Origin of the sequence: Streptomyces sp. MA5143a, from assembly GCF_900290235.1 — a bacterium.
Classification (GTDB): Bacteria; Actinomycetota; Actinomycetes; order Streptomycetales; family Streptomycetaceae; genus Streptomyces.
The window spans coordinates 329,096-355,725 of the sequence record NZ_OLMK01000026.1 but is presented as its reverse complement, the minus strand read 5'-3'; the positions used below and the strand labels follow the sequence as shown (position 1 = coordinate 355,725).

21 protein-coding genes and 3 tRNA genes are annotated in these 26,630 nt (G+C 71.8%); 10 read left to right on the top strand and 14 right to left on the bottom strand.

The features are described 5' to 3' along the window. Positions 1 to 397: 397 nt before the first annotated feature. Both bldC and SMA5143A_RS13400 read right to left on the bottom strand, forming a co-directional pair. Positions 398 to 604, bottom strand: a complete 207-nt coding sequence (bldC, locus tag SMA5143A_RS13405; RefSeq protein WP_003949541.1) for a developmental transcriptional regulator BldC — start codon at positions 602 to 604, stop codon at positions 398 to 400. A 632-nt stretch (positions 605 to 1,236) separates the two neighbouring features. Beyond that, positions 1,237 to 2,079, bottom strand: coding sequence for a hypothetical protein (locus tag SMA5143A_RS13400; protein WP_107463135.1), 843 nt, complete (start codon positions 2,077 to 2,079; stop codon positions 1,237 to 1,239). Between the two features lie 223 nt (positions 2,080 to 2,302). On the opposite strand from SMA5143A_RS13400, the gene SMA5143A_RS13395 reads away from it, so the two are divergent. Next, a complete protein-coding gene (locus tag SMA5143A_RS13395) occupies positions 2,303 to 3,397 on the top strand; it encodes a Leu/Phe/Val dehydrogenase (RefSeq protein WP_107463134.1) in 1,095 nt (364 codons plus the stop codon). 313 nt (positions 3,398 to 3,710) lie between these two features. After that, positions 3,711 to 3,968, top strand: coding sequence for a DUF3073 domain-containing protein (locus tag SMA5143A_RS13390; protein ID WP_055536678.1), 258 nt, complete (start codon positions 3,711 to 3,713; stop codon positions 3,966 to 3,968). Positions 3,969 to 4,167: 199 nt separating this feature from the next. Here the strand turns inward: SMA5143A_RS13390 and purM are convergent, their stop codons facing one another. From purM to purS, 7 genes are all read right to left on the bottom strand, one after another. Beyond that, positions 4,168 to 5,250, bottom strand: a complete 1,083-nt coding sequence (gene purM / locus SMA5143A_RS13385) for a phosphoribosylformylglycinamidine cyclo-ligase (protein WP_107463133.1) — start codon at positions 5,248 to 5,250, stop codon at positions 4,168 to 4,170. Between the two features lie 50 nt (positions 5,251 to 5,300). Continuing rightward, complete coding sequence (gene purF / locus SMA5143A_RS13380; RefSeq protein ID WP_055536680.1) at positions 5,301 to 6,827, bottom strand: amidophosphoribosyltransferase; 1,527 nt, start codon at positions 6,825 to 6,827, stop codon at positions 5,301 to 5,303. 84 nt (positions 6,828 to 6,911) lie between these two features. After that, a complete protein-coding gene (locus SMA5143A_RS13375; protein WP_107463132.1) occupies positions 6,912 to 7,736 on the bottom strand; it encodes an META domain-containing protein in 825 nt (274 codons plus the stop codon). 55 nt (positions 7,737 to 7,791) lie between these two features. Next, complete coding sequence (locus tag SMA5143A_RS13370) at positions 7,792 to 8,589, bottom strand: maleylpyruvate isomerase family mycothiol-dependent enzyme (RefSeq protein ID WP_107463131.1); 798 nt, start codon at positions 8,587 to 8,589, stop codon at positions 7,792 to 7,794. Between the two features lie 175 nt (positions 8,590 to 8,764). Next, positions 8,765 to 11,023 (bottom strand): phosphoribosylformylglycinamidine synthase subunit PurL, encoded by a 2,259-nt coding sequence (gene purL, locus SMA5143A_RS13365; protein WP_107463130.1) that lies wholly within the window; start codon positions 11,021 to 11,023, stop codon positions 8,765 to 8,767. Continuing rightward, positions 11,020 to 11,700: a phosphoribosylformylglycinamidine synthase subunit PurQ gene (gene purQ, locus SMA5143A_RS13360; RefSeq protein WP_055539135.1), complete on the bottom strand. Its 681-nt coding sequence runs from the start codon at positions 11,698 to 11,700 to the stop codon at positions 11,020 to 11,022. Before purQ ends, purL begins: the two co-directional genes overlap by 4 nt. Beyond that, positions 11,697 to 11,960, bottom strand: a complete 264-nt coding sequence (purS, locus tag SMA5143A_RS13355) for a phosphoribosylformylglycinamidine synthase subunit PurS (RefSeq protein ID WP_055514060.1) — start codon at positions 11,958 to 11,960, stop codon at positions 11,697 to 11,699. The genes purQ and purS overlap by 4 nt, the downstream gene beginning before the upstream one ends. A 341-nt stretch (positions 11,961 to 12,301) precedes the next feature. On the opposite strand from purS, the gene SMA5143A_RS13350 reads away from it, so the two are divergent. From SMA5143A_RS13350 to SMA5143A_RS13315, 8 genes are all read left to right on the top strand, one after another. Next, a complete protein-coding gene (locus SMA5143A_RS13350; RefSeq protein ID WP_055514058.1) occupies positions 12,302 to 12,619 on the top strand; it encodes a histone-like nucleoid-structuring protein Lsr2 in 318 nt (105 codons plus the stop codon). Positions 12,620 to 12,871: 252 nt separating this feature from the next. Beyond that, positions 12,872 to 12,943 (top strand) — tRNA-Gly (locus tag SMA5143A_RS13345). A gap of 78 nt (positions 12,944 to 13,021) precedes the next feature. Continuing rightward, a tRNA-Gly gene (locus SMA5143A_RS13340) sits at positions 13,022 to 13,094 on the top strand. Positions 13,095 to 13,269: 175 nt separating this feature from the next. After that, positions 13,270 to 14,289: an ABC transporter ATP-binding protein gene (locus SMA5143A_RS13335; protein WP_107463129.1), complete on the top strand. Its 1,020-nt coding sequence runs from the start codon at positions 13,270 to 13,272 to the stop codon at positions 14,287 to 14,289. Then, positions 14,286 to 15,086: an ABC transporter permease gene (locus tag SMA5143A_RS13330; protein ID WP_107463128.1), complete on the top strand. Its 801-nt coding sequence runs from the start codon at positions 14,286 to 14,288 to the stop codon at positions 15,084 to 15,086. The genes SMA5143A_RS13335 and SMA5143A_RS13330 overlap by 4 nt, the downstream gene beginning before the upstream one ends. 12 nt (positions 15,087 to 15,098) lie before the next feature. Next, positions 15,099 to 16,412 (top strand): sensor histidine kinase, encoded by a 1,314-nt coding sequence (locus SMA5143A_RS13325; protein WP_107463127.1) that lies wholly within the window; start codon positions 15,099 to 15,101, stop codon positions 16,410 to 16,412. Next, on the top strand, positions 16,409 to 17,041 hold the full coding sequence (locus tag SMA5143A_RS13320) for a response regulator transcription factor (RefSeq protein WP_180303690.1): 633 nt from the start codon (positions 16,409 to 16,411) through the stop codon (positions 17,039 to 17,041). The genes SMA5143A_RS13325 and SMA5143A_RS13320 overlap by 4 nt, the downstream gene beginning before the upstream one ends. Positions 17,042 to 17,064: 23 nt before the next feature. Next, positions 17,065 to 17,140, top strand: a tRNA-Gly gene (locus tag SMA5143A_RS13315). Positions 17,141 to 17,175: 35 nt separating this feature from the next. Here SMA5143A_RS13315 and SMA5143A_RS13310 read toward each other — a convergent pair. The 5 genes from SMA5143A_RS13310 to SMA5143A_RS13290 form a co-directional block, all read right to left on the bottom strand. Further along, positions 17,176 to 18,075: a phosphoribosylaminoimidazolesuccinocarboxamide synthase gene (locus SMA5143A_RS13310; protein WP_107463126.1), complete on the bottom strand. Its 900-nt coding sequence runs from the start codon at positions 18,073 to 18,075 to the stop codon at positions 17,176 to 17,178. Between the two features lie 109 nt (positions 18,076 to 18,184). Next, on the bottom strand, positions 18,185 to 19,687 hold the full coding sequence (locus tag SMA5143A_RS13305; protein WP_107463125.1) for a N,N-dimethylformamidase beta subunit family domain-containing protein: 1,503 nt from the start codon (positions 19,685 to 19,687) through the stop codon (positions 18,185 to 18,187). 149 nt (positions 19,688 to 19,836) lie between these two features. After that, entirely contained in the window at positions 19,837 to 21,951 is a 2,115-nt protein-coding gene (locus SMA5143A_RS13300) for a hypothetical protein (RefSeq protein ID WP_107463124.1), read from the bottom strand. Between the two features lie 520 nt (positions 21,952 to 22,471). After that, on the bottom strand, positions 22,472 to 23,725 hold the full coding sequence (gene purD, locus SMA5143A_RS13295) for a phosphoribosylamine--glycine ligase (RefSeq protein ID WP_107463123.1): 1,254 nt from the start codon (positions 23,723 to 23,725) through the stop codon (positions 22,472 to 22,474). A 302-nt stretch (positions 23,726 to 24,027) separates the two neighbouring features. Continuing rightward, positions 24,028 to 26,565, bottom strand: a complete 2,538-nt coding sequence (locus SMA5143A_RS13290; RefSeq protein WP_107463122.1) for a DNA polymerase III subunit gamma and tau — start codon at positions 26,563 to 26,565, stop codon at positions 24,028 to 24,030. Between the last annotated feature and the right edge of the window lie 65 nt (positions 26,566 to 26,630).

The window sequence follows — 26,630 nt, the reverse complement described above, 5'->3', positions numbered from 1 at the left end:
CCCGAGGCCCCCCACAGGAGATCCGACAGCCCTCCCCAGAGTCCGACAGTCCCGCGCACAGACGGCCAGAGCCACGCACAAGTCGGCGCGCCGGACACGCGAAAGAGTCGCGCCGGACACGCGGAAGACCGGACCCGGAGGCCCGGTCGTCCACCCAAGCGCACAAAAAAGATCGCGCTGGACCCGGCGGAGTCCAGCGCGATCTGACGACGCACCCTTGTTGCTTGCCTGGCGAAACCCAGAACAGATGGAAGCTCTGGAAAGCTCTGTATGGCTCGGGCGTGGGACCTGTTGGGGCAGAACCCGCGTCGCTTGGCGCTGTGTGAGCGGTTGAGCTGCGCTTTCAGGCGGCTCGACTGATTGGGGGACCAGCCGAAATGCCCTGTTCTGCGGTGCTTCAGGCCTCGCTGCGCTGCTGCGGAATACCCGCGAGCAGTGCGCGGACCTCAGCCTCGCGGTAACGGCGGTGTCCGCCGAGCGTACGGATGGACGTGAGCTTGCCGGCCTTCGCCCACCGCGTGACCGTCTTGGGGTCGACGCGGAACATGGTGGCGACCTCAGCCGGGGTCAGCAGCGGCTCGGCATCAGGGGTGCGAGCGGTCATGAGCGGCCTCCTCGGGAGAACCGAACCTTCTCGGTTCTTTCCTCTAAATTCTGCACCTTGACCCGCGTTGCCCGAAATGGCGGACGCGAGTCGAGTCGGTTATAGGACGAACGGCTTGTCCTCGGCACTACAACTACACCATCTGTCCAGCCGCGTCGGCCAAACCGATGGAATTGCCCTCCCAGGTGTTCATCAGCGACGGATGCCGATGGACCATGCCATAGCGGACAGTCACGCCACTGTGACGATCAGTCACAGTGGCGTGCAGGAGTCACGAGACCCCCCAATAGCGTGCAATGCTGAGATTCCACCCAAAGGCGGGCAGAGGGAGCCTCCCCCGGACTCCTTGTCCTATTTTGGCATGAGGAGGTGCGTAAGAGGCAAGGCCCGCGTAAGTGCAATCCGTCACGCTTGACGACTGCTTGACACAAAAGCCCGGATCGGGGACCTACGTCCCATGATGACGCCCGAGTGGAACTTCGGTGCGTCAAGCCTGGGCCAAGGGTGGACAGTTCACCATGCTTCGGCCTCCATGGAAAGCCTTTTCCCATCCGCCCCACAAGTCACAAGTCCGGGTGGGGCGTTGAGCTGGTTCAACCGGTTCCGTCCGGTCCGGCTCACCGACCGGCCGTTCAGTTCGCGGAGCGCCGGTCCCGTACCGCCCGCCAACGCTCGACCAGCCGCCCGTACGCCTCACCGGCGGCCAGGCCGTCCCCGATGCGCAGGGCCTCGATGCCCTCGGCGACATCCGCCGCGGAGTGGTCGCCGTCCAGCTCCTCCGCCGGCAGGACGTGCACGAGACCGCCGTAGTCCAGCTCCACGAGCGAGCGCGGGTGGAACTCCTCCAGCCAGCGGCCCACGTCGACCAGCCCGTCGATCAGCGGCCCCTCGTCGAGGGCCTCCCGCAGGGCCCTGAGCCCCCGCGCCACCCGTCGCCGGGCCTGCACCATGGGCGTGCGATAGCGAAGCACGGGTGAGTTCTCGGCCGAACCCTTCTCATAGGTGCGCTCCTCGTCGGAGACGAGGACGAACCAGTTCAGCGGCACGTGCCAGGTCGAGGTGCGGATCCACGGACGGGCGTCGGGGTTGCGGGTCATCCAGCGCTCGTAGTCCTGGCCGGCCTGCCGGCGCACCAGCGGCGGCAGCACCGCGTCCAGCAGCGGCGCGGGAAACTCCTCGGCGAGATCACCCAGCGCCTGCCAGCCGCGCAGCCGGGTCCGCCAGGGGCAGACACAGACCACGCCGTCCACCTCCAGCACGAAGGCGTCACCGCTCTCGTGCACCGGCACCGGGATCGGCGGCGTGGGCAGCAGATCGGCCAGCGACCGCCGCAGCTCGTCCTGGTAGGAGGGGCGCTCGGCGCGACGGGCGTACCGGGTCCAGTGGGTGCGCTCCGGCTCCGGGAAGGCGGCCAGCGGCTCGTACACGCGGAGGTAGGACGCGTACGGGACGATCACCGAGGACACCTTGGGCACGCCTGCTCCCTCCCCCGCCGACCACCGGGGAAACCTGCGGGACCCGCCCATCGGCGGGCCGGAAAACTGTGCGGATCACACCACGGCCGTACTCCAGGAGTGGGTGATCCTGAAGCTCCGCCGCTCCAGAGCGGCCGTGAGGCTCTAACCTCATGCTCACAGCCCCCGCCACCCGTACGGGGAGCTGGAACCAACCGCCGCTTCTTACCCAGGAGTCACCACAGTGACCGACGTATCTGACGGCGTCCTGCACACCCTGTTCCACTCGGACCAGGGCGGTCACGAGCAAGTCGTGCTCTGCCAGGACCGGGCCAGCGGCCTCAAGGCCGTCATCGCCCTCCACTCCACCGCGCTGGGCCCCGCCCTCGGCGGCACCCGCTTCTACCCGTACGCCACCGAGGCCGAGGCCGTCGCCGACGCCCTGAACCTCGCGCGCGGGATGTCCTACAAGAACGCCATGGCCGGGCTCGACCACGGCGGCGGCAAGGCCGTGATCATCGGCGACCCCGACCGGATCAAGAGCGAGGAGCTGCTGCTCGCCTACGGACGGTTCGTGGCCTCGCTCGGCGGCCGGTACGTCACCGCGTGCGACGTCGGCACCTATGTCGCCGACATGGACGTCGTGGCCCGCGAGTGCCGCTGGACCACGGGCCGCTCCCCCGAGAACGGCGGCGCCGGAGACTCCTCCGTCCTCACCGCCTTCGGGGTCTATCAGGGCATGCGGGCCTCCGCCCAGCACCTGTGGGGCGATCCCACGCTGCGCGACCGCAAGGTCGGCGTCGCCGGCGTCGGCAAGGTCGGCCACCACCTCGTCGAGCACCTGCTGGCCGAGGGCGCCGAGGTCGTCGTCACGGACGTGCGCGAGGACGCCGTGCGCCGGATCCTCGACCGCCACCCCGAGGGCGTCACCGCCGTCGCCGACACCGAGGCGCTGATCCGCGTGGAGGGGCTCGACATCTACGCCCCGTGCGCGCTCGGCGGGGCGCTGAACGACCACTCCGTGCCCGTGCTCACCGCCAAGGTGGTGTGCGGCGCGGCCAACAACCAGCTCGCCCACCCCGGCGTCGAGAAGGACGTCGCGGACCGCGGGATCCTCTACGCGCCGGACTACGTGGTGAACGCCGGCGGCGTCATCCAGGTCGCCGACGAACTCCACGGGTTCGACTTCGAGCGGTGCAAGGCGAAGGCGTCGAAGATCTTCGACACCACGCTGGCCATATTCGCACGTGCGAAGACGGATGGGATTCCGCCGGCCGCCGCGGCCGACCGGATCGCCGAGCAGCGGATGCAGGAGGCGGCGGCCGCCCGCGGACGCTGACGTTCCGCGGGCAGGCGCGGGCGAGGGTCGCACGACGCGGCCCGGTACCCGCCGACGGCTTTAGAGAGAACTCTCACTTCCGTCGGCGGGTCGTCCGCCAAGAAACGGTTAAAATCGCGGTTGACCAGCGGGGAAAGGGCTCCTCGCAGGTTCTGGGCACACCCACGTCCTGCGGGCGACGTACCGTATGGGCGCGGGCTCAGGTACCGTGGAAGCCCTACGGACCGGTCTCTCCACGGAGAGCCCGTTCCAGATCATGAACGCGTGTCAAGACTCTGGGGCCGTCGAGCCCCGTCACCGAGGGGGTCGAGCCATGGGGCGCGGCCGGGCCAAGGCCAAGCAGACGAAGGTCGCCCGCCAGCTGAAGTACAACAGCGGTGGGACTGACCTGTCGCGTCTGGCCAGCGAGCTGGGCGCATCGACTTCGAGCCAGCCTCCGAACGGCGAACCGTTCGAGGACGACGAGGACGACGACGACCCGTACGCGCGGTATGCGGAGTTGTACAACTCCGACGACGACGAGGATGAGGACGACGAGTCCGGTCCTGCGTCCCATCGCCGCGGGGCTTGACCGTCCAGCTGCGCTTCACCCGGTCCGAGCGGATTACGCCGGACCGGGTTTTGTGCGGTTGCGCTCCGCTTGAGGGGCCGGGCGCCTTGTAGCTCGGGGGTCACTGTGCGTCGGCGGCTGCGGGTTCGTGGTGGCTGGTCGCGCAGTTCCCCGCGCCCCTTTGGCGGCTTCGCCGCCGTCAGGGGCGCGTCGGGTTCCTCTAGCTCCGTGCGTAGTCGTTGATCAGTTCCGCGCCTGTCGTGTGAGCGGCTCGGTCGGTGATCTCGCCGGCGAGCCAGGCCTCGACGCCTCGGTCCGCCAAGGTCGTCAGGGCCACGTTCGCCGACTCCTGGGGGACGATGGCGATCATGCCCACGCCCATGTTCAGGGTCTTCTCCAGCTCCAGGCGTTCGACCTGGCCCGTCCGGCCGACGAGGTCGAACACGGGGGCCGGGGTCCACGTGGAGCGGTCGACCGTGGCGTGCAGGTGGTCGGGGATGACGCGGGCCAGGTTGGCCGCGAGCCCGCCGCCCGTGACGTGGCTGAAGGCGTGGACCTCGGTGGTGCGGGTGAGGGCCAGGCAGTCCAGCGAGTAGATCTTGGTGGGCTCCAGGAGCTCCTCGCCGAGGGTGCGGTCGAACTCGGCGATCCGGGCGTCCAAGGAGAGCCCTGCCTGGTTCAGCAGGACATGCCGGACGAGCGAGTACCCGTTCGAGTGAAGGCCGGAGGACGCCATGGCGATCACCGCGTCACCCTTACGGATGCGATCCGGGCCGAGCAGGTGCTCCGCCTCGACCACGCCCGTACCGGCGCCTGCGACGTCGAAGTCGTCCGGGCCGAGGAGGCCGGGGTGCTCGGCCGTCTCACCGCCGACGAGGGCGCAGCCGGCGAGGACACAGCCCTCGGCGATGCCCTTGACGATGGCGGCGACCCGCTCGGGGTGGACCTTGCCGACGCAGATGTAGTCGGTCATGAACAGCGGTTCGGCGCCGCAGACCACGATGTCGTCCATGACCATCGCGACGAGGTCGTGGCCGATGGTGTCGTAGACGCCCAGCTGGCGGGCGATGTCCACCTTGGTGCCGACGCCGTCCGTGGCGGAGGCCAGCAGGGGGCGCTCGTAGCGCTTGAGGGCGGAGGCGTCGAAGAGGCCGGCGAAGCCGCCGAGGCCGCCGAGGACCTCGGGGCGCTGCGTCTTCCTGACCCATTCCTTCATGAGCTCGACGGCGCGGTCGCCCGCCTCGATGTCGACGCCCGCGGCGGCGTAGCTGGCGCCGCCCTCGGCGATGGGGGTCTCAGACATGGCTGATGAGAACCTTCGTGTCGTACTGCGGGTGAGCAGGGGGCGGCGGACTACGGGCGACGGATCGCGTCGGCCGCGGCCGTGGCGGCGGGCCCGGCGGCCAGCTCGGTCTCCAGGAGCTGCTTGCCGAGGAGCTCGGGGTCCGGCAGTTCCATCGGGTACTCGCCGTCGAAGCAGGCACGGCAGAGGTTCGGCTTGGCGATCGTGGTCGCCTCGATCATGCCGTCGATGGAGATGTACGCCAGGGAGTCGGCGCCCAGGGAGGTGCCGATCTCGTCGATCGTCATGCCGTTGGCGATGAGCTCGGCGCGGGTGGCGAAGTCGATGCCGAAGAAGCAGGGCCACTTCACGGGCGGGGAGGAGATCCGGATGTGGACCTCGGCCGCCCCGGCCTCGCGGAGCATCCGGACCAGTGCGCGCTGGGTGTTGCCGCGGACGATCGAGTCGTCGACGACCACCAGGCGCTTGCCCTTGATGACTTCCTTCAGCGGGTTCAGCTTCAGCCGGATACCGAGCTGGCGGATCGTCTGCGAGGGCTGGATGAACGTACGTCCGACGTAGGCGTTCTTCACCAGACCCGCACCGAACGGGATGCCCGAGGCCTCCGCGTAGCCGATGGCGGCCGGCGTGCCGGACTCCGGGGTCGCTATGACGAGGTCCGCCTCGACGGGGGCTTCCTTGGCCAGCTTTCGGCCCATCTCCACGCGGGAGAGGTACACGTTCCGGCCGGCGATGTCGGTGTCCGGGCGGGCCAGGTACACATACTCGAAGACACAGCCCTTGGGCTTCGCTTCCGCGAAGCGGGAACTGCGCAGTCCGTTCTCGTCGATGGCGATGAACTCGCCCGGCTCGATCTCGCGGACGTAGGAGGCACCGCAGATGTCGAGGGCGGCGGACTCGGAGGCGACGACCCAGCCGCGCTCCAGCCGGCCGAGGACCAGCGGGCGGATGCCCTGCGGGTCACGCGCGGCGTACAGGGTGTGCTCGTCCATGAAGACGAGGGAGAAGGCGCCGCGGACCTGTGGGAGGACCGCGTGGGCCCCCTCCTCGATCGTCAGCGGCTTGCCGTCCTCGTCGACCTGGGCCGCGAGGAGCGCGGTGAGCAGGTCGGTGTCGTTGGTCGCCGCGACACGCGGCGTACGGCCCTCCTGCTTGGGCAGGTCGGCGACCATCTCGGCGAGCTGGGCCGTGTTGACCAGGTTGCCGTTGTGGCCGAGGGCGATGGAACCGTGCGCGGTGGCACGGAACGTGGGCTGGGCGTTCTCCCAGACGGAGGCGCCGGTGGTCGAGTAGCGGGCGTGACCGACCGCGATGTGACCTTGGAGGGAACCGAGCGAGGTCTCGTCGAAGACCTGGGACACGAGGCCCATGTCCTTGAAGACGAGGATCTGGGAGCCGTTGCTGACCGCGATACCCGCGGATTCCTGGCCCCGATGCTGGAGGGCGTAGAGCCCGAAGTACGTGAGCTTGGCGACCTCTTCGCCCGGGGCCCAGACACCGAAGACGCCACACGCGTCCTGGGGGCCTTTCTCGCCGGGGAGAAGGTCGTGGTTGAGTCGTCCGTCACCACGTGGCACGCAACCGAGTGTAGGCGAGATCGCGCACCGGTCCGAATCCGCAGATCTCGCCCACCGCCGGTCCCGACTGCTTGCCGCCGCAGGTCACTTGTCGGCGACCGCACCGACACCCAGGTCGTTTTCGCTGGTCAGCGTGATACTGCGGTGATCGATCCGATACTCCACCGTGCCCTTGAAGAGGCCGAGGAGGGTCCGCTCGGCGGCCATGAGTGAGTCGGAGCACATCTTGCGGGTGGTGCGCGCGTGGCCGAGGGTGATCTCGCCCTTGCTCACCGTCGCCTCCGCGGTGACCTCGTTGCAGCCGAGGCTGCCGCTGAGGGTGCCCTTCTTCTTGTCGAAGGTGAACCAGGCCTTGCCTTCGGCCTCCCCGGGGAGGGACTGGGCGACGTCGTGGTCCATGAGCGAGTCGACGCGCCACTTGGTGCCGTACAGCTCGGCGGGCTTCTCCTCACTGAGCCGCACGGTGTCGCCGTCGGCCGTGGTGAGGGTGAGTCCGCCGTCGGTGGCCCTGGCCTTGAACGTCCCGGTGTCGAGGGTGCGGGAGAAGCTCTTCTCGAACTTCATGGGGGCGTCGCCGCAGGCCATCTCCGTGGACCGGGCGATCTCGAAGTCGACGGAGTCGTCCTTGAAGTCGGCGGTCGAGCCGAAGGTGTTGCAGCCGTAGTTGCCGTTGACCTCGCCGTTGTCGTCGATCTTCAGATAGGCGCCGTCGGGGGCCTTGGTGGTCTTCCCGTCCACCGTGAGGCTGTCGACCGTCCAGTGGACCCCGGTGACCGACTCCTTGGCGCCCGGTCCCACGGAGCCGCTGCCGGCGCCGGTACCGGACTCGGTGCCGCAGGCCGCGAGGAGCGGGAACAGGGTCAGGGCTGCCAGGGGCAGGGCGGTGCGGGTCAGTCGCTGCTTGTCCATGCCGGTGGGACGGGTGGGGTGCGTGGGCGGTTCCACCTGGTTGTTCGAGGGCGGTTCAGCTCAGCAGGGGGAGCAGCGCGCTCAGGTCGGCCCGCTCGCCGCCGGCACTGACCTTCGCCTCGTCGAGGGCGGTGGCCCACTCCAGGCGGCCGGTGGCCAGGCGGACCCAGGTCAGCGGGTCGGTCTCGACGACGTTCGGCGGGGTGCCGCGGGTGTGCCTCGGCCCCTCCACGCACTGCACGACGGCGTACGGCGGGATCCGCACCTCCGTCGAGCCGCCGGGGGCCCGCGCGGCCAGGGTGTCGGCGAGCAGCCGGACGCAGGTGGCGAGGGCGTGGCGGTCGAAGGGCAGGTCGAGGCCGGGGACGGCGGCGTTCAGGTCGTCGGTGTGGACGACGAGCTCGACGGTGCGGGTGACCAGGTAGCCGGCGAGGGACATGGCGCCGGCGCGGGTGTCGACGATCCGGTCGTCCGGGGTGGCGGCGAGCCGCTCGGTGAGCCGGCGCTCCGTCTCGGCGTAGAGGGCGCCGAGGTCCGGGTGGGCCTCGGCCAGGGCGCGGCTGCCCTCGTCGACGGCGTCGGCGAAGGGAGCGGTGGCCGCGCCGTAGTCGAGGGGGCCGACCTCCGCCTTCGCCGGTTCGGGCCGGTCCAGCGCCCGGCTCACGCTCTCCACGGCCATGGTGAGGTGCGCGGCCAGGTCCCGTACGGTCCACTCCCCGAGCCGGGTGGGCAGCGCGAGCTGCTCCGGGCCGAGCGCGGTCACCGCCTGTCGTACGGTCGCGAACTGGGCCAGCACGGCCTGGCGGGTCTTGGCGGGGTCGTAGGCGCGGGGGCGTTTCCTGGCCGGGGGCATGGTGGGGAGCCTATGCGGAGGGGAGGCCGGAGGGGGTGGGGAACGTGATGTCCTCGCGGTCCCGGCCGGCGGTGACGTGGTCGACGCACGCCCGGAAGGGGGCTCCGCCCCTCTGACCGCGCCCGTACGAAGGCCCCGCCCGGACAGCCGGGCGGGGTTCGTACGGCGCAGGGGGTTACGCCAGCAGTGCCGGGATCGTGCCCTCGTGTGCCGTGCGCAGCTCCTCCAGGGTGAGGGTGAACTCGCCCTGGATGTCGACGGTGTCGCCGTCGACGACGCCGATGCGGGTGACCGGGAGGCCCCGGGCGCCGCACATGTCGTTGAAGCGGACCTCCTCCGAGCGGGGGACGGCCACGACGGCGCGGCCGGCCGACTCGGAGAGCAGGAAGGTGAAGGCGTCCAGACCGTCGGGGACGATCAGGCGGGCGCCCTTGCCGCCGAGCAGGGCCGACTCGACGACCGCCTGGATGAGGCCGCCATCGGACAGGTCGTGCGCGGAGTCGATCATGCCGTCGCGGGAGGCGGAGATCAGGATCTCGGCCAGCAGGCGCTCGCGCTCCAGGTCGACCTGCGGGGGCAGACCGCCGAGGTGGTCGTGGACGACCTGGGACCAGGCCGAGCCGCCGAACTCCTCGCGGGTGTCGCCGAGGAGGTAGAGCAGCTGCCCCTCCTCCTGGAAGGCGACCGGCGTGCGGCGGGCCACGTCGTCGATGACGCCGAGGACGGCCACGACCGGCGTCGGGTGGATGGCGACCTCGCCCGTCTGGTTGTAGAGCGAGACGTTGCCGCCGGTCACCGGGGTGCCCAGCTGCTGGCACGCGTCCGCCAGACCGCGGACGGCCTCCGCGAACTGCCACATGACCGCCGGGTCCTCGGGCGAGCCGAAGTTCAGGCAGTCGGAGACGGCGAGCGGCTTGGCACCGGTGGTGGCGACATTGCGGTACGCCTCCGCCAGGGCCAGCTGGGCGCCGTGGTAGGGGTCCAGCTTGGCGTAGCGGCCGTTGCCGTCGGTGGCGATGGCGACGCCCAGGCCGGTCGACTCGTCGACGCGGATCATGCCCGAGTCCTCGGGCTGGGCCAGCACCGTGTTGCCCTGCACGAAGTGGTCGTACTGGGAGGTGATCCAGGACTTCGAGGCCTGGTTCGGGGAGGCGACCAGCTTCAGGACCTGCTCGCGCAGCTCCTCGCCGGTCTCCGGCCGGGGCAGCTTGTTCGCGTCGTCCGCCTGGAGCGCGTCCTGCCAGTCGGGGCGGGCGTAGGGGCGCTCGTAGACCGGGCCGTCGTGCGCGACGGTGCGCGGGTCGACGTCGACGATCTTGCCGCCGTGCCAGAAGATCTCCAGGCGGTCGCCGTCGGTCACCTCACCGATGACGGTGGCGATGACGTCCCACTTGTCGCAGATCTCCAGGAAGCGGTCGACCTTGTCGGGCTCGACGACCGCGCACATGCGTTCCTGCGACTCGCTCATGAGGATCTCCTCGGGCGAGAGCGTGGAGTCGCGCAGCGGTACGTCGTCGAGGGTGACGCGCATGCCGCCGGAGCCGTTCGACGCCAGCTCGCTCGTCGCGCAGGACAGGCCCGCCGCGCCGAGGTCCTGGATACCGACGACCAGCTTCTCCTTGAACGCCTCCAGGGTGCACTCGATGAGGAGCTTCTCCTGGAAGGGGTCGCCGACCTGGACGGCGGGGCGCTTGGAGGGCTTGGCGTCGTCGAAGGTCTCGGAGGCCAGGATGGAGGCGCCGCCGATGCCGTCGCCGCCGGTGCGGGCCCCGTAGAGGATGACCTTGTTGCCGGCGCCGGAGGCCTTCGCGAGGTGGATGTCCTCGTGCCGCATGACGCCGATGGCACCGGCGTTGACCAGCGGGTTGCCCTGGTAGCAGGCGTCGAAGACGACCTCGCCGCCGATGTTGGGCAGGCCCAGGCAGTTGCCGTAGCCGCCGATGCCCGCGACGACGCCCGGCAGGACGCGCTTGGTGTCGGGGTGGTCGGCCGCGCCGAAGCGCAGCGGGTCGACCACGGCGACCGGGCGGGCGCCCATGGCGATGATGTCGCGGACGATGCCGCCGACGCCCGTGGCCGCGCCCTGGTAGGGCTCGACGTAGGAGGGGTGGTTGTGCGACTCGACCTTGAAGGTGACCGCGTAGCCCTGGCCGACGTCGACGACGCCGGCGTTCTCACCGATGCCGACGAGGAGGGCGTCCGACTGGGGCGCCTTCTCGCCGAACTGGCGCAGGTGCACCTTCGACGACTTGTACGAGCAGTGCTCGGACCACATGACGGAGTACATGGCCAGCTCCGCGCCGGTGGGGCGGCGGCCGAGGATCTCGACGACCCTCTCGTACTCGTCCTTCTTCAGGCCCAGTTCGGCCCAGGGCAGCTCGACGTCGGGGGTCGCGGCCGCGTGCTCGACCGTGTCCAGAGGCGTCCGGCTCATGCGTTGACCAGCTTCTTGAGGATCGAGGTGAAGAAGGGGAGGCCGTCGGTGCGGCCGGTGCCGATGAGCGGCTCCACGGCGTGCTCCGGGTGCGGCATCAGGCCCACGACGTTGCCGGCCTCGTTGGTGACGCCGGCGATGTCCCGCTGGGAGCCGTTGGGGTTGAAGTCGAGGTAGCGGAACGCGACCCGGCCCTCGGCCTCCAGCTTGTCGAGGGTGTACTCGTCGGCGACGTACTGCCCGTCGTTGTTCTTCAGCGGGATGTGGATCTCCTGGCCGGCCGTGTAGTCGGTGGTCCAGGAGGTCTCGGCGTTCTCCACCCGCAGCTTCTGGTCGCGGCAGATGAAGTGCAGGTGGTCGTTGCGCAGCATCGTGCCGGGCAGGAGGTGGGCCTCGGTGAGGATCTGGAAGCCGTTGCAGATACCGAGGACCGGCAGTCCGGCCTTCGCCTGCTCGATGAGGGTCTCCATCACCGGCGAGAAGCGCGCGATGGCTCCGGCGCGCAGATAGTCGCCGTAGGAGAAACCGCCGCACAGCACCACGGCGTCGACCTGGTGGAGGTCCTTGTCCTTGTGCCACAGGGCGACGGGCTCGGCACCCGCCAGCCGGATCGCGCGCTGGGTGTCGCGGTCGTCGAGGCTGCCGGGAAAAGTGACGACGCCAATACGTGCGGTCACTTTCCTGCCTCCACGACTTCCTCCACCTTCACGGTGAAGTCTTCGATCACGGTGTTGGCGAGGAAGGATTCCGCCAGTTCATGGATGCGGGCGAGCGCGGCGTCGTCCACCGGTCCGTCCACTTCCAGTTCGAATCGCTTTCCCTGACGTACGTCGGAGACGCCCTCGAAACCGAGGCGCGGCAGCGCGCGCTGCACCGCCTGGCCCTGGGGGTCGAGGATCTCCGGCTTGAGCATGACGTCGACTACGACGCGTGCCACTGGCACTCCCGGTGTGTGGTGCTGAGCAGGTCCCTTCAGACTACCCGCACAAAATTTCTACGCGAGTAGATTCGTAGGAATCTACAGACATTCCTGGTGATGGCGGTCACGATCCGGTATCGGGTGATCCTCTTCGTGAAAACTTCCGGGAAAGATCCCCCGACCCTATTGCGCGACGGACACGCCAGCGGATTAAGTCTGTCTTCACAATGCAATGCGGGGACCTGTACAAATGAATTGGCAATAGCCGATACTTTGCCCAATTAACCGCCGGACAGACGACATCACCGGGACGTAAGGGCACGTCAGCGGAGAGATGTCACACGAAGGGACCGATATTCGTGGCGCAGCGTGTCGTGGTCACTCTCTCCGACGACATCGACGGCTCGGAAGCGGCGGAGACGATCGCCTTCGGACTCGACGGCAAGTCGTACGAGATCGACCTCAACGAGGCCAACGCCGAGAAACTGCGTGAGGCGCTCGCGCCGTACGTGGAGGCCGGGCGGAAGCGGTCGAGGTCGGGCAAGGCCTACAAGCAGACCCAGGTGGCCCCGGACCCCGCGGCCGTCCGCGCCTGGGCCATGGCCAACAAGCTGGAGGTGCCGGCCCGCGGCCGGATCCCCAAGAAGGTCTACGAGGCGTTCGCCGACGCCCAGTGAGCCGGGGCGGGTGATCCGCGCCGGGTGACCAGGGCGGGCGAGGCCGCCGGGTGATCCGGGTCGGGTGAGGCCCGGCGGGGTGTGCCGGGTCGGGCACCCTGCCGAGGCCGGCCCTCAGTGTCCGTCAGCGGACCCTGGGGGTGGCGGACTTGGCCCCCGGCGGGAACCGACTTGCGTTGCACCCCTGCGGATCAGCTAGAGTCTGGAGCACGCCGAGGGGCAAGGCCGAAAGGCCCGGCTCACCGGAGTCACGCGGGTGTAGTTCAGTAGCAGAACATCCTCCTTCCAGGGGGAAGGCGCAGTGTGCAATTCCTGTCACCCGCTCTGATCACTTACCAACCATCCTTCTGGATCAGGTAATGTGGTCTGCGCGCCGATCGGTGGGAGCCGGTCGGAGGCAATGCGGACGTAGCTCAGTTGGTAGAGCGCAACCTTGCCAAGGTTGAGGTCGCGAGTTCGAGCCTCGTCGTCCGCTCTTGAATCAAGACCCCGGTCCACTGGACCGGGGTCTTGTGCGTTCCCAGATCTTCCGCGTTCCGATCACCCGGGTTGCGGCTCGCCCCGGTTCCCGATCTTCCCCTGACATTTGTCATGCCGACCGATGACAGCGCGCACTGCTCCGCGGCCCGCACCACCGGGACGCTGGAAGCATGAAAACGAACGGGCACGAGGACGTGATCGAGGTCACCGACCTGCGGCGCGTGTACGGGGGCGGTTTCGAAGCCGTACGGGGAATCACCTTCTCCGTACGCCGGGGCGAACTCTTCGCCCTTCTCGGCACCAACGGCGCCGGCAAGACCTCCACGGTCGAGCTGCTGGAGGGCCTCGCCCCGGCGTCCGGCGGACGCGTGCGGATCCTCGGCCACGACCCGTACACCGAGCGCGCGGCCGTCCGGCCCCGTATCGGCGTCATGCTCCAGGAAGGCGGCTTCCCCTCCGAGCTGACCGTCACCGAGACGGTCAGGATGTGGGCGGGCTGCACCAGCGGCGCCCGGCCCGTCGGGGAGGCCCTGGAGATCGTCGGACTCGGGCGCCGGGCCGGCGTACGGGTCAAGCAGCTGTCCGGCGGCGAGAAGCGGCGCCTGGACCTCGCCCTCGCGCTCCTCGGCCGCCCCGAGGTGCTCTTCCTCGACGAGCCGACCACCGGCCTCGACGCCGAGGGCCGCCAGGACACCTGGGCGCTCGTCCGCGACCTGCGCGACCAGGGCACGACCGTGCTCCTCACCACGCACTACCTGGAGGAGGCGGAGGGCCTCGCCGACCGGCTCGCCATCCTCCACGAGGGAAGCGTCGCCGCGACCGGCACCCCGGCCGAGGTGACCGCCTCCCAGCCGTCCCGGATCTCCTTCGAACTGCCCGACGGCTACTTCCTCGGCGACCTGCCGCCCCTCGGGGAACTGGGCGTCGCCGGACACGACGTCGAAGGACGCGCGGTGGTGCTGCGCACCCACGAACTCCAGCGGGCCGCCACCGGGGTGCTGCTCTGGGCGGAGCGGGCCCGGGTCGAACTCCGGCGGCTCGAAGTGCGGTCGGCCTCGCTGGAGGAGGCGTTCCTGCGCATCGCGCGGGAGACGGCGGCCCGTACCGGCACGGGGGCCGGTACGGGCGCGGCGGCGGACGACAGGGCGCTGACGGGCACGAGGGCCCGCAAGGACGGGGTGAGCGCATGAGCACCATGACCGACACCGACACCGGCACCGGCCGGACGACCCTGAAGGGCCGGATGACCGCGCTCGCCCGCGCCGAGCTGACCCTGCTCGGGCGCAGCCGGGCCACGCTGGTCACCGCGGTGCTGGTGCCGCTGCTGCTGCCGCTCAGCGTGCGGTCGGCGACCGACCAGATGGACCTGGACGAGGTGGGACTCAGCGTCGGCACGGTCATGCTGCCCGCCGCCGTCGGCTTCTCCCTGCTGTTCGCGGTGTACGCCGCCCTCACCAACATCTACGTCGTCCGCCGCGAGGAGCTGGTGCTCAAGCGGCTGCGGACCGGGGAGCTGCGGGACCCGGAGATCCTGGTCGGGGCCGCGCTGCCGGCCGTCGGCATCGGGTTCGCGCAGTGCGTGCTCCTCGCCGTCGGCTGCACGGTCCTGCTGGATCTCGGGGCGCCGCCCGCGCCGCACCTCGCCGTGCTGGGTGTGCTGTTGGGGATCGTGCTGTGTGTGGCGCTGGCCGCGGTGACGGCGAGCTTCAGCCGTACCGCCGAGAGCGCGCAGGTGACCACCCTGCCGGTGATGTTCGTGTCGCTGCTCGGCTCCGGGGTCACCGTCCCGCTCGAAGTGCTGCCCGACCGGGTGGCGTCCGTCTGCGAGCTGCTGCCGCTCTCCCCGGTCATCACGCTGGTGCGCGGCGGCTGGACCGGCGACCTCACCGCGTACGAGTCGCTGGGGGCCGTCGCCACCGCGCTGGCCTGGACCGTGCTCGCGGTGTTTGCTGTACGACGGTGGTTCCGCTGGGAACCGCGCCGATGAGGGGAGTTGGCCATGCGGGGGCCTGGGGCATGGTGGCGGGGGAAGAGCACACCGGCGAAGGTGGAGACGTACACCCGGTGGTCGTTCTACTCGTTCCCGCTGATCGAGGTCGCCACGTTCGGGCTGCCGGTGCTGGGGCAGGTTCCGATGCCGCAGGCGGGCTGGCTGTTCGCGCTGCTCGCCGGGCACGCGGCGCTGGGCGCGCTGACCGGGGCCCGGGCCCTCGACTGGGTGCGGGACGTCCGTGACCAGCCGCTCCGGTTGATGTGGGCCTTCGCCGTGTTCAGCGGGATGGTCGGGATCGTCGTGTGCGCGATGATCGGCCGGGTGGGCGACGACGAGACGGACGCCGCGCTGGGCGGGCTGTTGGCCGGCGTCATGGTCTTCGGCATAGGCATGATTTCGCTCGGCGTGCGCAGACGGCGGAGCGCTCTGTACCTGAGCGCGGGCTGCGCGGCGGGCACCGCGGTCATGAGCCTGGTCGTGGGCGGCAGTGCGTCCGAGGCGCTCGCCGCGACGATCGCCGTTCTGGTCGGGACCTCCTTCTTCGCCTTCACCTCCGTCTTCTCCGTCTGGCTCCTCAAGGCCGTCTACGAACTCGACGAGGCCCGCGAGACCCGCGCCCGGCTCGCCGTCGCCGAGGAACGGCTCCGGTTCGGGCGCGATCTGCACGACGTGATCGGACGCAACCTCGCGGTCATCGCTCTCAAGAGCGAGCTGGCCGTCCAGCTGGCCCGCCGCGAACGGCCCGAGGCCGTCGACCAGATGACCGAGGTCCAGCGGATCGCGCAAGAATCGCAGCGGGAGGTCCGGGACGTCGTACGCGGCTATCGCGAGGCGGACCTCGGCATCGAACTCGCGGGTGCGCAGGGCGTCCTGGAGGCGGCCGGCATCGCGTGCTCGGTCGACCGGGCGAACACCGCCGGACTGCCCGGCGAGGTGCAGTCCGCGCTCGCCTGGGTGGTGCGCGAGGGGACGACGAACGTGCTGCGGCACGGGAACGCCGGTCAGTGCACGGTGGTGTTGAAGGTGACGGAGGGGCAGGTGGTGCTGACCGTGGAGAACGACGGGATACGGGCGGCCGACGGGGACGGGGAGCGGATGGCGGCGGGTGCCGTCGCGGAGCGCTCCGCCGGATCCGGGCTGGCCGGGCTACGCGAGCGGCTCGCGATCGTGGACGGAACGCTGGAGGCGGGACCGGTGGACGGGGAGGCGTTCCGGGTGGTGGCCCGGGTGCCGCTGACGCCGGAGACCGCTCCGGGTCCGGTCGGCGGGGGCGTCGCGGTCACCTCCGCGGCGGGCGCCGTACGGGAGGTCGCGTCGTGACGGCCGTACCGGAGGCGGGGCGGCCCGTGCGGCTGCTGCTCGCCGACGACGAGCATCTGATCCGGGGGGCGCTGGCCGCGTTGCTCGCCCTGGAGGACGATCTGCTGGTGGTCGCCGAGGCGGCGAGCGGGCCGGAGGCACTGGCGATGGCCCGGGCGCACGAGCCGGACGTGGCCGTGCTCGATCTGCAGATGCCGGGGGCGGACGGTGTGAGGGTGGCCACATCGCTGCGGGCGGAGCTGCCCGGCTGCCGGGTGCTGATCGTCACCGGTCATGGCCGGCCGGGGCATCTGAAGCGGGCGCTTGAGGCGGGTGTGCGCGGGTTCGTACCGAAGACGGTCAGTGCCCAGCGGCTCGCGGAGATCATCCGTACCGTGCACGCGGGAAACCGTTACGTCGACCCCGAGTTGGCCGCCGACGCGATCTCCTCCGGGGACTCGCCGCTGACCGCCCGCGAGGCGGAGGTGCTGGAGCTGGCCGCCGACGGGGCGCCCGTCGTGGAGATCGCCGAGCGGGCCGCGCTGTCCCAGGGGACCGTACGGAACTATCTGTCGTCGGCCGTCTCCAAGCTCGGGGTGGAGAACCGGCACGCGGCGGTACGGCTCGCACGGGAGCGAGGTTGGGTATAGTTGCTCTCGCGCCACGGCGCACTGCGGACGTAGCTCAGTTGGTAGAGCGCAACCTTGCCAAGGTTGAGGTCGCGAGTTCGAGCCTCGTCGTCCGCTCCAGAAAAGGCCCCCGGTTTCCCGGGGGCCTTGTTCGTTTACGCCCAGCGCGTGCCCGTCAGACGCTCGTACGCCTCCACGTACTTGGCGCGGGTGGCCGTGACGATCTCCTCCGGGAGCGGCGGCGGGGGCTGCTCGCTCGCCCGGTCCCAGCCGGACTCTGCGGACGTCAGCCAGTCGCGGACGAACTGCTTGTCGAAGGACGGCTGGGCGCGGCCCGGCTCCCACTGGTCGGCGGGCCAGAAGCGGGAGGAGTCGGGGGTGAGGACCTCGTCGGCGAGGACGAGGGTGTCGTCCTCGTAGCCGAACTCGAACTTGGTGTCGGCGAGGATGATGCCCCGGTCGCGGGCGATGGAGCGGGCGCGGCTGTACACGGCGAGAGTGGTCTGCCGCAGCTGGGCGGCGGTCTCCGCGCCGACCTGGCGGGCGACCTCCTCGTAGCTGACGTTCTCGTCGTGCTCGCCGACCGCGGCCTTGGTGGCGGGGGTGAAGATCGGCGCGGGCAGCTCCGAGCCGTCGACCAGGCCCTCGGGCAGGGCGAGACCGCAGACCGTACGGCTCTCCCGGTACTCGGCGAGACCCGAACCGGTGAGGTAGCCGCGGGCGACCGCCTCCACCGGGACCATCCGCAGGGACTTGCAGACGAGGGTGCGGCCGGCCCAGTCGGCGGGGGCGCCCTCGGGCAGTTCGGTGCTCAGGACGTGGTTGGGGACCAGGTCGGCGAGCTGGTCGAACCACCACAGGGACAGCTGCGTGAGGACGCGCCCCTTGTCGGGGATCTCCGTCGGCAGGACCCAGTCGAACGCGGACGTTCGGTCGCTGGCGACCATCACGAGGTCGCCCGCCTCGTTCTGGTACAGCTCGCGCACCTTGCCGGTGTGCAGGTGCACCAGGCCCGGAACCTGGATCGGCTCGGGCTTTTCTACGAATCCGGACACGGTTCCTCCCCGTGGTGATGTCCAAGTGGCTCGATTGTCCCGTATCGGGGCGACCGGTCTGGGCCAGGGGTGCGGGTGAGGGCGTTCGGGCGCGTTGCGGAGGACGAGGTCAGTCCCGTTTGCAGATGCGGTCCAGGAGATTGGCCGTGGCCCGCTGGATACGGGTGTCGACGTGGCCGGGGCGGTCCAGGGCGGGGGACCAGGCGAACGTTCCGGATGCGAAGACCCAGGCGCCGGAGGGGGCCCGGTAGAGGGAGGTCTCCTGGTGGCGGAGGACACCTTCGGGGTCCCGGTACGGGGAGTGGGCGAGGAGGATGCGGCCCTGGTGCTCGGGGAGCGCGGTGCGGGGGAAGTAGCGGTCGGCCTCGCCGGCGACCATGCCGTGCAGCTCATCGCCCTCGTGGGCGCCGGTCGCGTCCCAGAGCCAGTGGTCGGCGTTGCGCACGACCAGGGGGTGGGGTTCGGGGACCCGGCCCTCGTACTGGATGCCCATCAACTGCTGCTCGGGGCGGTCGATTTCGCGCCACAGTGCGGGTTTTCCGGGGCCCCGGCGTTTTCGGCAGGTGAGGAGCCGGTCGGGGACACCGGACGGGGACGGGCCCAACTCCACCTGCCAGTACATGGTGTTGGAGGAGAGGAACACCAGGGAGATCCCGCTGTCCCGGGCGGTCTCGGCGGTGCGGCGCATCTGCGGGGACCAGTACTCGTCGTGGCCGGGGAAGACCAGCCCCCGGTAGCGGGTGGGGTCGACGCGGCCCGAGTGCAGGTCGCGGGCGTCGGCGTAGGCGATGTCGTAGCCGTAGCGCTCGGCCCAGCGGATGAAGTCGTAGGCGTGGCCCACATGGAGGGGCAGGCCCGCGCCGGCGTACGGGCGGTCGAAGGAGACGGTGGTCGCGGCGTGGGACTCGCCGAGCAGCCGGCCGTCCTCGTCCCAGGCGTGGTAGAAGCTGGCGCCGGTGCGGCCGTCCTCCGGGTACAGGTTGTACGCCTGCCAGGTGATGTCGGGCATCAGCAGCAGCAGGTCGGCGGGCTGGTCGTCCCGGACGGTGAACGGCACGTGGGAGCGGTAGCCGTCGGCGGTGGTCAGGACCGCCACGTACGCGCCGATGTTCCAGTAGCTCGGGATCTGCAGCCGCCAGGACAGCCACCAGTGGTGGCAGGAGACCGTGCGGTCGGCGGTCAGGGGCGGGGGCTGGACGATGCCGGACAGGCGGGGGCTGGTGGTGATCTTCGCGGCGCCGTCGCCGCCGTAGTGGCCGACGCGGTAGATGTCGACAGCGAATTCCTGGGGCGGGTCCACGGTGATGTGGAAGTCGATGGACTCGCCGGGGGCGGCGGCACCGGTCGCGGTGAAGCCTTTGATCTGGCGCCGTACGTCGTCGGCGGAGCGGGGGCCGGACGTCGACCGCGGGGCGGGGATGCGGGGCTCGGTGGTCCTGCCGCTCGGCGGCAGCGTCGCCTGGTCCACGTACCAGGGGACGACCTGGCCCGTGTCGTCGAAGTACGTCACGTTGCCCCGGAGCCAGGGAACGGGGCCCTGGCCGAAGGGGTCGGTCACGGCGTGTGCGAGTGCGCCCGACTCCCAGCGGCGGACGCGGTGCTCCGTGCCCATGAGTTCTCCCCTCCCTCGCCCCCGTGAGCCGTCACAAGCCTCTGCCGCGTACGCGAACGGTCCCAGCACATCACATTGAGCACGCGCTTCGTCACCGTTCGTCGCGAATTGATGAGAGTGGAAACCGGGGCTCCGGATGGGGAGGCCGGTCAGACCAGGCGGACCGGCTTCTCGGGGCGGACGCCGAGTCTGCGGAGCCACTCGCGGAGGGGGTCCGGGTCTCCGTCCTCGACGAGGGTGAGGACGCGGGGGGTGAGGTCGGAGGCCCGTTCGCCGTGGACGAGGAGGGAGGGGCCGTCCAGCCAGTCGAGGCCCGGGGTGGCGCCGGCCGTGTCCATCGCCGCGCAGCAGACCATCGCGGCGACGTGTTCGGCGAGCAGGTCGCGGCCCGTGCGGGGCGGCTGCATCGGGAACAGCGGCAACAGGCCGTCCTCCCACAGCGCCCGGTCCGGGCCCTGCGCCTCGGCGCCGCCCGGCTGCTGCTCCGCGGGGCGGGGGGCCGCCGCCTCCTCCCTCGCCAGCTCCGCGGTCAGCCCGGCGGCCAACGCGGCGGCCTGCACGGTGGCGGGGCCCTGCTCGTCGTCCTCGTCCGAGGGGGTGAGGGCCGGGGCGGCTTCCGAGGTGGGCGTGGGGGTCGGGAGTTCGGCTGTGGCACCGGGGGTGGGTATGTCTCGGTGCTGCGGCTCGGGGGCCGGTTCCGTGGCGGGGGCTGGGGTGGCGTCGTGCGGCGCGCCGGTGGCCGTGGGACCGGTCGGCTGTCCGTCGGGGCGTGCCTCGGGGGACCCTGTCCGTGCCGTCAGGTGGTCCAGGACGCGGTCCAGGGTGGGGCCGGTCTGGTCGGGGCCGGTCTGGTCGGGGCCGGTGCGGTCGGTGGTGCGGTGGACGCCCAGCGCGTCGAGCACGCGGTGGAGTCGGGCCGCCTCCGTGCGCCATTTGCGGTCGACGACCTCGTCCGGGTACTCGTTCCAGGCGACCGGGGCCCAGTCGCGGCCGGCCTCGGCGGGGCCGCCGTGGAAGAGGCGCGCGGCGAGCAGTGACGCGGCCTCGTCGACCGTGCCGGGTTCTTCGAGGAGGTCGCAGGCGGGGCGCTCGCCGAGCCGGGAGGCGAAGCCCTCGGCGAGGCGGTCGCGGCGGGACAGCTCCGTGAGCGCGGCGACGACGCCCGCGTCGAGACGGGACGGCCAGCGTCCCATCCGCCAGGCGGGCAGCGCGACGCGCGTGAGAAGCCGGTCCCAGCCGGCGTAGGCCAGTCCGACCTGCTCCTGGGCGACGATCCGCAGACCGTAGTCCACAGCCTGTGCACGCTCGGCCGCGGCGGCCGCCACCCCGCGCTCCATCTCGGCCGCGTGGGCCCGGCAGCCGCGCAGGAGCAGCCGGGTCACCCAGCCGACGCCGGCCAGCACCGTACGGACGAGGGGACCGTGCGTCGGGGCGGAGCTGACGGCGACGGCGGCGTCCAGGCCGCGGACGAAACGGCGGGCCGCGGCTATGTCCGGGTGCGCCGACGGGCCCGTACCCGCGACGACCGGGGCGAGCACCGCCCGTAGCTCCCCCACCCGCATCCACCACAGGAACGGTGAGCCGATGACCAGCACGGGCGCGGTGGGGGCACGATGGCGGCGGTGCGAGGACAGGCCGGAGGGGATGCCGGGCGCGACGCCGGTCCCGGTCGGGACGCCGGACGCCCCTTCTCGGGCGTCGGCCGTCTCGTGGCCGCTGCCGGGACCGCGTCCGCCGGGGCCGGCGGCGCCCGACGCCCCGCTCGACGTGCCGCCGGACGGTGACGTGGCGGCCGACGAGGTCCCGGGCGAGGTGGCGGCCGATGCGGTGGAGGTGTGGCTGCCGGGTGAGGTGTGGGACGGGTGGGTGCGGTCCTCCAGCCAGCTGTCGCAGTCGGGGGTGAGCGCTATCGCGGAGGGGGCGGGGACGTCGAGGCGGTCCGCCAGGTCGCGGACCAGGCGGTAGAGGTCGGGCGCGGCTTCCTCGGTGATCGGGACGGTGGGGCTCACGGCGGGCCGGGCCCGGGCCACGACGAGCGCGATACCGGCGGCGGCGAGCAGGACGAGGGCGGCGAGGCCGGAGACCACCCAGCGTGCCGTGGACCAGAACGGTCCGGTGAGGTGGCCGGTGGAGACGCCGGCCACCAGGACGACCGCGACGGCGGCCGGCAGCAGAGCCACGGCCGACGCGCGGCTGCGGACGCGCAGCACGGCGAGGGCCCGCGAGCGCGCTGCCCGCGCACCCGCCTCCTCACCACCCGCCATACCGCTCACGATGCGACGTCACCCCCTGCTGTCCCGTGCGGCGTGCGCCGCGACGGCTTCCCGTCGGCGTCGTGGCCGCCGACTGCCCTGACGTTGCTCACTCCCCCACTGTGGCACCCACGACTGACATCGCAATGCCGGTGGGCCAAGTGCCGGAACACTTGCGCCGCACCCTAGTTGGGGCCTCGGCGCCCGTCAGCCGGATGGCCCATCGGTCACTCGATGGAATGGCTTTGGGGAGAGGTGATCGAAGCGGGGAGGGACCAGGGGCCCGCGGTTCCAAGGGCTCCGAGAGCGCTCGGGAGGGGGCTCGGTGGGGGTGACGGGGGGCCGGTGGGGGTGACGGGGGGCCGGTGCGGGTGACGGGGGGCCGGTGGGTGGCCAAGTGGGGACCGTGAGCCTTTGGACGCGCGGGGCGCACGGCGCTCGGGGGCCGCGCACGGCACCTCCGTCACGCGATGCGTCAGGTGCCCCGCGCAGAGCCCGGGTACGTCTGTCAGGCCGTCTGTCAGGCCGTCTGTCAGGCCTCGGCCGCCGCCTTCGCGGCGATGTCCGAGCGGTGCTGGGAGCCGTCCAGGCCGATGCGGGCGACGGCGGTGTACGCGCGGTCGCGGGCCTGGGTGAGGTCCTTGCCGGTGGCCGTGACGGACAGGACGCGTCCGCCCGCGCTGACCACGGCGTCGCCGTCGCGCCTGGTCCCGGCGTGCAGCACGTACGCGTGCGGCGCGTCCACGGCGGCCACCTCGTCGAGCCCGGTGATGGGGTCGCCGGTGCGCGGGGTGCCGGGGTAGTTGTGCGAGGCCACGACCACCGTGACGGCCGCGTCGTCGCTCCAGCGAAGGGGTTCGAGGTCGCCGAGGGAGCCGTTGGCGGCGGCGAGGAGGACACCGGCCAGCGGGGTCTTCAGTCGGGCCAGGACGACCTGGGTCTCCGGGTCGCCGAAGCGGGCGTTGAACTCGATGACCCGTACGCCCCGGCTGGTGATCGCCAGACCGGCGTAGAGCAGGCCGGAGAACGGGGTGCCGCGGCGGCGCATCTCGTCGACGGTCGGCTGAAGCACGGTCTGGAGGACCTCGTCGACCAGCTTGGGGTCGGCCCAGGGGAGGGGGGAGTACGCACCCATGCCGCCGGTGTTGGGGCCCTCGTCGCCGTCCAGCGCGCGCTTGAAGTCCTGGGCGGGCTGGAGCGGGAGGACGGTCGTGCCGTCGGTGATCGCGAAGAGGGAGACCTCGGGGCCGTCCAGGAACTCCTCGATGACGACGCGACCGCAGGCCAGCGCGTGCTCGCGGGCGGCGCCGAGGTCCGGGGTCACGACGACGCCCTTGCCGGCGGCCAGTCCGTCGTCCTTCACGACGTAGGGGGCGCCGAAGGCGTCGAGGGCCTCGTCGATCTCCTGGGCGGTGGTGCAGACGTACGACCGCGCGGTGGGCACGCCCGCGCCGGCCATGACCTCCTTGGCGAAGGCCTTGGAGCCCTCCAGCTGCGCGGCCTCCCCCGAGGGGCCGAACACCGGGATGCCCGCCTCGCGCACGGCGTCGGCGACACCCGCGACCAGGGGGGCCTCCGGGCCCACGACCACCAGGTCGGCCTCCAGTCGGGTGGCCAGCGCGGTCACGGCGGCGCCGTCCAGCGCGTCCACCGCGTGCAGCTCGGCGACCTCCGCGATGCCGGCGTTGCCGGGGGCGCAGTGGAGCGCGGTGACGTCGGAGTCGAGGGACAGAGAACGGCACAGCGCGTGCTCGCGGGCACCGCTACCGATGACGAGGACCTTCACGGGGCCAGCCTAACCGGCTGGGCGGGGTGGGTTTGTGGGGGCTTCCGAAGAGTGGGACGGCGGGGGTTTGTGGGTCAGACGAAAGGGGCGACGGCGGTGGGCCGGGACCGGCTTGCTCCCGGTCCCCGCAGACGCGTCGCCCTTGCTCCCGGTCCCCGCGGACGGGTAACGCTGCTCGCGGTCCCCGCAGACGCGTCGCCCTTGCTCCCGGTCCCCGCGGACGGGTAACGCTGCTCCCGGCCCCGCCCACGGACGGCGCTGTCGCTCGCACTCCCCGCCCGGCTCCGTACGGTCCCGCCCCGCTACTCGTTCGCGATCTCCTCCACGACCGTCGCGCCCAGTTCGCGGACGATCAGTTCGTGGCCGGAGAGGGCGGATTCGTCGAGGTCGGGGTCGTCGTCCTCGGGAATGTCGTCCTCGGGGGAGACCGGCGGGGGCTCCGGGGCCGCTGGGGGTGTGGGCGCGGCGGTGGGTGCGGCCGGGCCCGGCTGCTGGGGTCTCGGCGGGGCCGGGGTGGACGCGGCGGGCGGGTGGGGGGCCGAGGGCGAGGCCTGGGGCGGGGCGGGGCGGGACGCCGGGTCGGGGGAGCCGTAGCCGCCGCCCGCTCCACCGCCGTAGCCACCGCCCCCGCCGTACCCACCGGGGGCCGGGGGCGCGTAACCGCCGGCCGGGGCCGAGCCGCCGCCCGATGTGTCGACGAGCGCCTCGATCTTCCAGTGGACGTTGAACTGCTCGCCCAGCGCCGCGCGCAGGACGTCCTCGCTGCCGCTGCTCGCGAAGTTGTCCCGTGCGCCCGCGTTGACGAAGCCGATCTGGAGGGTCGTGCCGTCGAAGCCGGCGACGTGCGCGTTCTGGCTGAGGAGGATCCAGGTGAACCGGCGGCGGTTCTTCACGGCCTCCAGGATGTTCGGCCACAGCATGCGGGGGTCCAGCCCGCCGGGGGCCGGGGTGTACGCGGCCGGGGCGGACCGGTCCGCCGGGGGCGGAGTCGGCCGGCCGTGTGCGGCGGACGGGGGCGCGGCGGCCTGGCCCGGCGCGGAGCCGGACGGACCTCCGGGCGCCGCTCCACCACCGGCGGGCGCGGCCGTGGGCCACCCACCGGGGCGCCGCCCGCTGCCGGCGGCGGCCGGCGTGGGCCACGAACCGGGACCGGCGGCAGGAGCGGCCTCCGGCGCCGCGGCGGCGGGGGTGTTCGGGTGAGCGTGAGGCGGGGCGGCGGCCGTCCCTGCCTCTCCCGACTGTCGTGACTGGGCGGCGGGCTCGGCGGGCGCGTTGCCCGGCGGAGCCCCCTGCGGGGCAGCGGCGGCGGCCGGGGCGGCCCCGGCGGGACCACCCGCGCCCGGCCCTGCGAAACCACCGGCGCCCCCGGCACCGTACGCGTCCGGACCCGGCCCCCCGGCGGGACCGCCTGCGGCCGCGGGCGCTCCCTGAGCACCGGGCATCCCCGACCCCCCGGGCACCCCGGCGGTCCCCGGCGCCCCCTGGCCTCCGGGCGCCCCCGCGCCCCCGGCACCGCGCACAGCGGCCCGAGCCGCGGCCGGCCCGCCCCCCGGCGGCACCGGCGGACCGGGAACGACCGGCGGGGCCATGCCCATGCCCATCGGCGCGCCCGCCGCCCCCCCGTGGACGTCGGGCCCGGGGGCGTACCCCATGGCCGGGCCGGGGCCGGACGCGGAGAAGTTCACGCCGCGCTCCAGCCGGTCCAGGCGGGCCATGACGGAGCGTTCGTCGCCGTAGGTCGCGGGGAGGAGGACCCGGGCGCAGATCAGTTCCAGCTGGAGGCGGGGGGAGTTGGCGCCCCGCATCTCCGTGAGTCCCTCGTTGACGAGGTCGGCGGCGCGGCTCAGCTCGGCGGCGCCGAAGACGCCGGCCTGGGCCTGCATCCGCTCCAGGACGTCCGCGGGGGCGTCGATGAGCCCCTTCTCGACGGCGTCGGGCACGGCGGCCAGGATCACCAGGTCACGCAGCCGCTCCAGCAGGTCGGCGACGAACCTCCGCGGGTCGTTGCCGCCCTCGATGACACGGTCGACGACCTCGAAGGCGGCGGACCCGTCACCCGAGGCGAAGGCCTCGACGACCGAGTCGAGCAGCGACCCGTCCGTGTAGCCCAGCAGGGACGTGGCCATGGCGTATGTCACACCCTCGTCCGTCGCGCCGGCCAGCAGCTGGTCCATGACGGACATCGAGTCACGCACGGAACCGGCGCCCGCGCGCACCACCAGCGGGAGGACGCCCTCCTCGACGGGGATCTTCTCCTTGCCGCAGACCTCGCCGAGGTAGTCGCGGAGCGTGCCCGGCGGGACGAGCCGGAACGGGTAGTGGTGCGTGCGCGAACGGATCGTCCCGATGACCTTCTCGGGCTCGGTCGTGGCGAAGATGAACTTGAGGTGCTCCGGGGGCTCCTCGACCACCTTCAGCAGTGCGTTGAAACCGGCGGACGTGACCATGTGGGCCTCGTCGATGATGTAGATCTTGTACCGGCTGGCGGCCGGTCCGAAGAACGCCTTCTCGCGCAGCTCACGGGCGTCGTCGACACCACCGTGCGAGGCGGCGTCGATCTCGATCACGTCGATCGAACCCGGGCCGTTGCGCGCCAGGTCCTGGCACGACTGGCACTCGCCGCAGGGGGTGGGCGTGGGGCCGTTCTCGCAGTTCAGACAGCGCGCGAGGATACGGGCGCTGGTCGTCTTGCCGCAGCCGCGCGGCCCGCTGAACAGGTACGCGTGATTGACCCGGTTGTTCCGCAGCGCCTGCTGCAGCGGGTCGGTGACATGCTCCTGCCCGATGACCTCGGCGAACGACTCCGGGCGATAGCGGCGGTACAGCGCGAGAGACGACACGCCTACGAGGTTATAGGCGCCCACTGACAACCCGGACGCGGCCGAAGCGGGACCGGACGCCGAGC

Excerpts from the sequence above, each read along its gene's own strand:
- SMA5143A_RS13370 (WP_107463131.1), bottom strand. The coding sequence starts at position 8,589 with ATGCCCCCGGCCAGGAAACGCCCCCGCGCCTACGACCCCGCCAAGACC.
- SMA5143A_RS13305 (WP_107463125.1), bottom strand. The coding sequence starts at position 19,687 with ATGGGCACGGAGCACCGCGTCCGCCGCTGGGAGTCGGGCGCACTCGCA.
- SMA5143A_RS13375 (WP_107463132.1), bottom strand. The coding sequence starts at position 7,736 with ATGGACAAGCAGCGACTGACCCGCACCGCCCTGCCCCTGGCAGCCCTG.
- bldC (WP_003949541.1), bottom strand. The coding sequence starts at position 604 with ATGACCGCTCGCACCCCTGATGCCGAGCCGCTGCTGACCCCGGCTGAG.
- SMA5143A_RS13390 (WP_055536678.1), top strand. The coding sequence starts at position 3,711 with ATGGGGCGCGGCCGGGCCAAGGCCAAGCAGACGAAGGTCGCCCGCCAG.
- SMA5143A_RS13300 (WP_107463124.1), bottom strand. The coding sequence starts at position 21,951 with ATGGCGGGTGGTGAGGAGGCGGGTGCGCGGGCAGCGCGCTCGCGGGCC.
- SMA5143A_RS13330 (WP_107463128.1), top strand. The coding sequence starts at position 14,286 with ATGAGCACCATGACCGACACCGACACCGGCACCGGCCGGACGACCCTG.
- purM (WP_107463133.1), bottom strand. The coding sequence starts at position 5,250 with ATGTCTGAGACCCCCATCGCCGAGGGCGGCGCCAGCTACGCCGCCGCG.
- purL (WP_107463130.1), bottom strand. The coding sequence starts at position 11,023 with ATGAGCCGGACGCCTCTGGACACGGTCGAGCACGCGGCCGCGACCCCC.
- SMA5143A_RS13335 (WP_107463129.1), top strand. The coding sequence starts at position 13,270 with ATGAAAACGAACGGGCACGAGGACGTGATCGAGGTCACCGACCTGCGG.
- SMA5143A_RS13325 (WP_107463127.1), top strand. The coding sequence starts at position 15,099 with ATGCGGGGGCCTGGGGCATGGTGGCGGGGGAAGAGCACACCGGCGAAG.